The organism is Streptomyces cahuitamycinicus, assembly GCF_002891435.1.
GTDB lineage: Bacteria > Actinomycetota > Actinomycetes > Streptomycetales > Streptomycetaceae > Streptomyces > Streptomyces cahuitamycinicus.
Genome location: NZ_POUC01000513.1, coordinates 1 through 5,018 on the forward strand (window position 1 = coordinate 1; position 5,018 = coordinate 5,018).

General features: G+C 71.1%; 5 protein-coding genes. 3 read left to right on the forward strand and 2 right to left on the reverse strand.

Going from position 1 to position 5,018, the window contains the following annotated elements:
* The first annotated feature begins 256 nt into the window (after nt 1-256).
* Entirely contained in the window at nt 257-1,903 is a 1,647-nt protein-coding gene (locus C1J00_RS45685) for a DNA cytosine methyltransferase (RefSeq protein WP_180989847.1), read from the forward strand.
* Between the two features lie 177 nt (nt 1,904-2,080).
* Here the strand turns inward: C1J00_RS45685 and C1J00_RS38040 are convergent, their stop codons facing one another.
* Complete coding sequence (locus C1J00_RS38040) at nt 2,081-2,494, reverse strand: DUF6415 family natural product biosynthesis protein (protein ID WP_102913461.1); 414 nt, start codon at nt 2,492-2,494, stop codon at nt 2,081-2,083.
* Nucleotides 2,491-3,048 carry a hypothetical protein gene (locus tag C1J00_RS38045; RefSeq protein WP_146046338.1) on the reverse strand — a complete coding sequence of 186 codons (558 nt, stop codon included), beginning with the start codon at nt 3,046-3,048 and terminating at the stop codon, nt 2,491-2,493. The genes C1J00_RS38040 and C1J00_RS38045 overlap by 4 nt, the downstream gene beginning before the upstream one ends.
* A gap of 80 nt (nt 3,049-3,128) precedes the next feature.
* On the opposite strand from C1J00_RS38045, the gene C1J00_RS38050 reads away from it, so the two are divergent.
* Complete coding sequence (locus C1J00_RS38050; protein WP_102913463.1) at nt 3,129-4,373, forward strand: helix-turn-helix domain-containing protein; 1,245 nt, start codon at nt 3,129-3,131, stop codon at nt 4,371-4,373.
* Nucleotides 4,370-4,915: a flavoprotein gene (locus C1J00_RS38055; RefSeq protein WP_102913464.1), complete on the forward strand. Its 546-nt coding sequence runs from the start codon at nt 4,370-4,372 to the stop codon at nt 4,913-4,915. The genes C1J00_RS38050 and C1J00_RS38055 overlap by 4 nt, the downstream gene beginning before the upstream one ends.
* The last annotated feature ends 103 nt before the right edge of the window (nt 4,916-5,018 follow it).

Consider the following 5,018-nt stretch of genomic DNA (forward strand, 5'->3'; position numbering starts at 1 on the left):
GGGCTGAGGGGGAGCGGCTGCTGCCGCGCTGTGGCGGGGGCGGTCGAGCTGTTCAGCCGTGCCCGCATCGCCGTGGTCAGGCGCCCGTCTGCGGGCCGGAAATGGGTGTGCAAGATTCCCGGAAAATGGCCTCTGACCTGCACTTTCGGGTTTGACCTGCACCTGAAAACGTGAGAGTATTAGATACGTCGAAAGGGGGCGGGAATCCCCGATCGGCCACCCACCGAAAAGCCTCAACGATCAAGGGATGGTCTTCATGGGGGACACCCATGCCTCGAACGGCGCTCCGGCCGGCGGCAGGCTGAAGCTGCTCCACGACGCCTTCTCCGCCGAGCAGGAGGCGGAGGACGCGGCCACCATCGCGCAGGCCTCCGGACACCCCGCGCTCGCCGAGTGCTGGAAGGCGGCCGCGCTGCTCACCAGCTACGCCGACGAGAACCCCGGCGACGACCAGGTCGAAGGGTGGCGGTACGACGCCACCGAGCGCATCACCGAGTGCGCGTACGCCATCGTCGAGGGCTACGACGAGCGGGTCGAGGAACTGGCCCGCGAGGCCCGCGGGGAGCGCGCCGCCTACGTCGCGGGCCGGATCGAGGACCAGTGTCCGGTCACCGCCGAGCGGATCGCCGCCCTGGACGACGAGACCCGTCAGCTCCTGGAGTGGTACGCGGGCCCCTTCCCGATCGAGTGGCTGTTCGCCCCGGAGCGCGACGCCCTCGGCCGCATCCTGAGCAAGCGGGTGATCGTCCTCTTCCACGGTCCCGGAGGCCTCTCCCTGGGGCTGCGCAACATCCTCGGCGCCGACGTCGACATCGTCGGCATCGACCTGGACGGCGGGGCGGTCGCCACCGCCACCGCCGCCGGGTTCCGCGTCATCCACGCCGACGTCACCCAGGTCAGCCCGGAGAACCCGGCACTGAGGTTCGTCAGCGGAATCGCCCTCACGCCGCCCTGCCAGGCCTTCACCCCCAGCGGTCTGGGCAAGGGCCGCTACGCCGACGCCATCGACATCATCTGCCGCGTCATCTGGGAGGCGGGCGCGGCCGCCGGGTTCCTGCCCTGGGAGCACTCGCCGACCGGCTACGCCCCCCGCTCCGGCGACATCTGGGACGAGGTCCGCGCCCCCCTCGCGCAGCTGGAGGACCCGCGCGCTGGGCTCATGGCGGAGGTCGTCATCTGGCCGCTGGGGATGCTCGCCCGCTGGAACGAGACGCTGGAGTGGGTCATGGTCGAGCAGTCCAGCCGACTGCCCCAGCAGATCGAGGACGGGCTTTTCGAGCAGCTGACGCAGGCGGGTTGGCACACCACGGAGGCCTTCACGCTCGACGCGGTCACTTACGGCGCCTCCCACCGCAAGCGCCGGTTCATGGCCGCCTACCGGGGCGAGGCGGCGCCGTTCGTGGACGTCGCTCCGGCCGAGCCGATTCCTGCCCCGACGTTCGCCGAAGTTGTCGGCTGGCCCACCGGCCGCGTCTACCTGACGCGCGGTCACCGGCCCGTCGACCCGGTCACCGGACGGGCCAAGGGGGGCGGTTCGCGCAGCGCGGATCTCCCCTCAACCTGCGTCACTGCCACCGCGTACGGGTGGGCCGATTCGGAGACCGGCGAGACCATCAGCCAGGCGGACATCGGCAGGCTCGTGGGCTTCCCCGGTGACTACCCGTGGACCCACGTCGGGCGCGGCCGCGGGGTGCGCAACGTCGCGCAGCAGGCGGCCGACGCGGTCTGCCCGATGGTCGCGGCCGCCGTCTTCGGACGCGTCCTCGGTGACGAGGGATGGGAGGCCAAGGTCCGGGCGTACGTGCACGAGCTGTACGGCATCGCCACGGCCCAGGTGCACCGGATGGACGAGCAGTTGGGCCTGTTTCCGGAGCCGGATGCAGCCGACTCACGGGCGGCCTAGACGCACGATACGAAGCCCCGGCGGACCGCACGAGACGCGGTCCGCCGGGGCATTTCTGCGGGCACCGTCGACATGGGGAAGCCCCCAGCAGGCCGGGGTTGTGTACGGCAGCCTGCCGGGGGCTTCGTGCACCCGCGCCCACGGGGGTGGCGGCGGATGCGACCCAGGGGAGTGGCCTTATGCGGGCGAGCGGGAACGCCCCGGCGGGGCGACGGTGGGCGGCCGGTTCGCAGTGAGCCGGTCCAGTCGCTCGTACAGTCCGCGCAGCACCTGCGCCCGATCCTTTATGGCGTCGACGGTCGGCTCGGCGGGGGTGCCCAGTCGGCTGGAGACGTCCGCGAGAACGGTCTCCGTCAGCGTGCGGGAGCGGCTGTTTTCGGGGAGCCGGTTGCACAGGCGCCGGACGTCGATGGCGACGAGATTCGCATGCCCGGTGAGCTGAAGTGCGATCTGCGCGCAGTCGCCCGGCGGCAGGTCGGCCGACGCGTCCAGGGCGAGCACCGTCTTGGCCAGCAGCTGGTACGGCTTGCGGTCGAGGGGCAGCCTCGCGTAGATGGCGCCGTGCGGGTCGTATGCCACGTGCGCGGTCATGACGCGGCCTCTGCGGGTGAGGTCTTCCAGCCGTCGAGGACGGCCAGTCCGTCGTGCAGCGTCTGCGGAGCGAGGCGGCCGGCGGGAACCCCTTCCAGGGACTCCGGATCCCGCTCGACAGGGCACTCGTCGACACCGCTTTCGGTGTCCAGGTCGATCGGGGGGAGCGGCGGGCGACTCAGCCAGGCCGCCGCCCACGAACCCGGAGACGTCGTCACATCCGCGGGCACCAGAACCCACGATCCGACCGGCAGCACCCGCACCTCGTGAACGTCCGTCCACAGGTTCGCCCAGCCGCGTCCCACGAGCGCGATCAGCTTGCCGCTCGCGTAATCCGCGATGAGGCTCAAGCCGTGTTCGACGGGCACCTGCTGTGCGTCCAGCGCGGCCAGGCCCCGCTCCAGCGGGAGCACCAATACGTCGTGCTGCTGGCCGACGCGGCGCAGCCGGGACGACCACGTTGACGACTGGTTGAGCGCGTCGAGGAGCTCGCCGTTGGGCACCGCCAGCGCGGCCCAGGTTGGATGCGGGGGAGTCTTCCGGGACTTGGCCATATCGGGACGCTAGAGGCGGTACAACAGAGTCAACCCATACGATGTGTATGGGTCGTCGACTCCGAGTCCCGGAGCTCCCCATGGATGATGCTTCGTTCGGCCGCCGCGTCCAGTATTGGCGCACCCGGCGGCGCATTCCCCAGCGCGAGTTCGCGGCCCTGATGAACAAGTCTCTGCCATGGGTCGAGGCACTGGAAGCAGGCAAGCGGCAGGCCGATCCGAACCTCTCGGTAGCACGACTTGCAGCGCTCCGTCTGGGTATTCCGCTGGAACGGCTGATCGGCGACTCGCTAGACGCCGAGTGCGCGGGCGAGAGCGAGATCGAGGCCGTACGAGCCGCGCTCCAGCGCCACGACGTCATCACTGGGACGTGCGACGACTCGAACGACGATCCGGTCCCCGTCGCGACCTTACGTCGCTCACTGGACTACTCTCGGACGGCCTTCCAGGCCGGTCATTTCCAGCAGCTCGGCAGCGACATTCCCGCCCTGCTGGTGGACGCCACGCGAGCCGCCCACCGGCACGAGGGCGACGACCAGCTGACCGCGTTCGAGGTCCTCAGCCTCACCCTGGAACTGACCGAGGCGGCCGCCATCAAATGGGCCGACACCGAGCTTGCCGTGCTCGCCGGGCACCGCGCCGTCGCGGCCGCCGAACGCAGCCAGAACCCGGTCATCATGGCCAGCGCTGCGCGCCATTTAGGCGACGCGATGACGATGCACGGACAGGCCGCGGCCGCCGCCCAGTTCATCCTGGCCGCAGCCGGCCGCCTCCACGATGACCTCCTGCGCAGCGGACCCGAGGGCTACTCGGTATTGGGCATGCTGTGGTTGAAGGCGGCGATGGCGGCCGCGGCCGCCGCCGAGGCCGACGACCGCCATCCCGAGCGGCACGCCCGCCGCGTGCCCGACTTCCTCGGTGAGGCCGACGACCACGCGGGCCGACTCGGCGGAGACGCCAACCACCTCTACACGGCTTTCGGCCCGACCAACGTGGCGCTGTACCGAGTGGCTGCGCACGTCCAGCTGAGCGAGGGCGCCGATGCCGTCGCCGTGGCGGCGGGCATCCCCGCCCCGGCGTTCGACGCCTTGCCGCGCGAGCGCCGCGCGCATCTGCTCGCTGACCGGGCCCGCGCCGAGACCCAGGCAGGATTGCGCGAGGACGCCGTGACCACGCTGCTGGAGGCCGAGGAGTTTGCCCCGGAGGAGGTTCAGTGCCGACCGCGGACCCGCGCCCTCGTCGAGGACCTGCGCCTGCTCGGTGTCCCGCCTTCTGTCCAGGGGCGGTTGCGTCTGCTGGCTGATCGTTGTGGACTGCGCGGGTGACCAAGACCCTGTACCTGATCTCTTGTGCCGCCCCGCCCGCCCAGCACCTGCCCGTGCCCATCCGCGCCGCCAAGGCGGCCGGGTGGGACGTGTGCGTGATCCTGACGCCGAAGGCGTACCGGTGGGCCACGGAGGACGCGCCGGGCACCGTCGAGGAGCTGGAGAAGCTGACCGGCCACCCGGTGCGCTACGAGTACAAGCTTCCATCGCAGCCGGATGTGCTGCCCGACGCGGACGCCATGTTGGTGGCCCCGCTGACCACCAACACCCTCAACAAGTGGGCGGCCGGGATCTCCGACACACTCGCCCTCGGACTGATCACCGAGGGCATCGGGTTGTGCAAGCCCATCGTCGCGTTGCCGCACTGGAACAACGCCCAGGACGCCCACCCGGCCGTGCACCGCAACGTCGACACGCTGCGTGAGGCCGGGGTCAAGGTGCTGCTCGGCGAGGGCGGGTTCGTGCCGCACAGGCCGCGCCACGGAGACGTGCGCGCCTACCCGTGGCAGGCCGCCCTGGACGCCCTTCCCGCCGTGCCGTAAGCGGGCCCGCCGGCTGTTCCAGAATTCTGGAACAGCTCACCGGGCCTCACTCGCGCGACCGCCCGGGCCCCCGGAGGCCCCCGGGGCGCCGACCCTTTTCCCT

What these genes read in the sequence shown, in the direction of transcription:
- C1J00_RS45685 (WP_180989847.1), top strand. Translation starts at nt 257, where the DNA reads ATGGGGGACACCCATGCCTCGAACGGCGCTCCGGCCGGCGGCAGGCTG.
- C1J00_RS38040 (WP_102913461.1), bottom strand. Translation starts at nt 2,494, where the DNA reads ATGACCGCGCACGTGGCATACGACCCGCACGGCGCCATCTACGCGAGG.
- C1J00_RS38045 (WP_146046338.1), bottom strand. Translation starts at nt 3,048, where the DNA reads ATGGCCAAGTCCCGGAAGACTCCCCCGCATCCAACCTGGGCCGCGCTG.
- C1J00_RS38050 (WP_102913463.1), top strand. Translation starts at nt 3,129, where the DNA reads ATGGATGATGCTTCGTTCGGCCGCCGCGTCCAGTATTGGCGCACCCGG.